2 protein-coding genes are annotated in these 2117 nt (G+C 61.3%); both read left to right on the top strand.

The genetic code is table 11. The annotated features are described in order from the left end of the window. The first annotated feature begins 232 nt into the window (after positions 1-232). Positions 233-847: a lipoyl(octanoyl) transferase LipB gene (lipB, locus tag VL598_RS13180; RefSeq protein ID WP_414718717.1), complete on the top strand. Its 615-nt coding sequence runs from the start codon at positions 233-235 to the stop codon at positions 845-847. Then, entirely contained in the window at positions 847-1854 is a 1008-nt protein-coding gene (gene lipA, locus VL598_RS13175) for a lipoyl synthase (RefSeq protein WP_325327172.1), read from the top strand. The genes lipB and lipA overlap by 1 nt, the downstream gene beginning before the upstream one ends. The last annotated feature ends 263 nt before the right edge of the window (positions 1855-2117 follow it).

Below are 2117 nucleotides of genomic sequence, written 5' to 3'. Positions count from 1 at the left end.
GTGCGTTTGTGGTGCGTGCTTGGGGGAGGGGACGCCATTCCGGTAGACTATTGGCATTATGTGTGCCACGCCGCTCACCGAACCGCTCGCTGCGTCGTCGATTTCGATTGATGCACCACACGTCACCGTGGACGGGGCAATCCCGCACGGCAGTCATCCGCGCGAGCGGATTGCACCCGGCTTAGACCTCGTTTGGCGGGGCATAGAGCCGTATGAAACAAGCTTTGCCGCGATGCGCGCATTCACTGAGGCGCGAACCGGCGACACAGTCGACGAGCTCTGGCTGGTCGAGCATCCTCCCGTTTTTACGCTCGGCCAAGCCGGCAATGCCGCGCACCTCCTCGTGGCCGATTCGGGCGTTCCGCTGGTGAAAGTCGATCGCGGGGGGCAGATTACGTATCACGGTCCAGGGCAGGTTGTCGTCTACGTGCTGCTGAACCTGAAACGGCGCCGGTTGCTCGTGCGTAACCTTGTGACGCTGATCGAGCAAGCCGTTCTCGAAACACTCGCGGCGTATAATTTGGCGGGCGAGCGCCGCTCGGGCGCGCCTGGCATTTACGTGGCGCCCGGGCCAGCTGCCGGTTCGCATGGCGGCGCAAAGATCGCGGCGCTCGGCCTGAAGATCCGGAACGGTTGCAGTTATCACGGCGTAAGCCTGAACGTGAAGATGGATTTGCAACCGTTCCTTGCAATCAATCCGTGCGGCTACGTGGGGCTTGAAACGGTCGATATGGCGACACTCGGTGTCGCTGCCGGCTGGGACAACGTGGCCCGCACCTTGGCGGCGCGCCTTGCTGAAAACCTCGAGGCGCACCACCCGCAGTGCTCACCGACTGGATCAATCTAATGACAGACGTTACTGCCCCCATGAATGGGTCGGCCGCAGAGCCTGCCGCCGGCGAGGCCCCGGTTCCGTACGATCCGACCGCCAAGCAGAAAGCGCAAGCGAAGACAGCGCGTATCCCGATCAAGGTCGTGCCTGTCGAAAAGCTGAGAAAGCCCGAATGGATTCGCGTGAGGGCGGCCACGGGCAGCTCGCGTTTCAACGAGATCAAGCAGATTCTGCGCGAGCACAACTTGCATACGGTTTGCGAAGAGGCGAGTTGCCCGAACATCGGGGAGTGCTTCGGCAAGGGTACGGCGACGTTCATGATCATGGGCGACAAGTGCACGCGTCGCTGCCCCTTCTGTGATGTCGGCCATGGCCGTCCCGATCCGCTCGATGAATCGGAGCCGCTCAATCTCGCGCGGACGATTGCGGCGCTGAAACTGAAGTACGTGGTGATTACGAGCGTGGATCGCGACGATCTGCGCGACGGTGGAGCGGCACACTTTGTCGAGTGCATCCGCAAGGTGCGTGAGCTTTCGCCCGAGACACGTATCGAGATACTCACGCCTGATTTCCGCGGCCGGCTCGATCGGGCGCTGTCGATTTTGACGAGCGCACCGCCGGACGTCATGAATCACAACTTGGAAACCGTGCCGCGGCTCTACAAGGAAGCGCGTCCGGGCTCCGATTACGCGCATTCACTCAAGTTGCTGAAGGACTTCAAGGCACTGCACCCGGAAGTGGCGACGAAGTCGGGGTTGATGGTCGGGCTCGGCGAGATGGAGGATGAAATCCTTCAGGTGATGCGCGATTTGCGCGCACACGATGTCGATATGCTGACGATCGGGCAGTACCTGCAGCCGTCTGAGCACCATTTGCCGGTGCGCGCGTACGTCCACCCCGATACGTTCAAGATGTACGAGGCCGAGGCATACAAGATGGGCTTCACGCATGCAGCGGTCGGCGCGATGGTGCGCTCCAGTTACCACGCCGATCTCCAGGCGCATGGAGCGGGAATCGTTTAAGCAAGTTGCCAGCAAAATAGGACGGCGACCATAGCGCGCCGTCCCACGGCTTCTTTCTGACGCTCGGGTAGTTCGTCAACCGTGGATCAGTTCTTCGACGGCAGCGCTGGCGGCGTCGATGGGTTCAGAAGATCAGTCGGGTTCTACCTTCGAGCCACTGATCCACCGCCCATCAAACCAAAGGGTTAGCTGGCTGACCCTTTGCCATCTCAGCGGCGACGAGCATCTCCGTTGACGTGCGCAATTCGCGATACGGCGGCCAA

Source organism: Trinickia sp. (genome assembly GCF_035492435.1).
Classification (GTDB): domain Bacteria; phylum Pseudomonadota; class Gammaproteobacteria; order Burkholderiales; family Burkholderiaceae; genus Trinickia.
The sequence above is the reverse complement of the archived record's forward strand: the minus strand, read 5'-3'. Positions and strand labels throughout refer to the sequence as shown.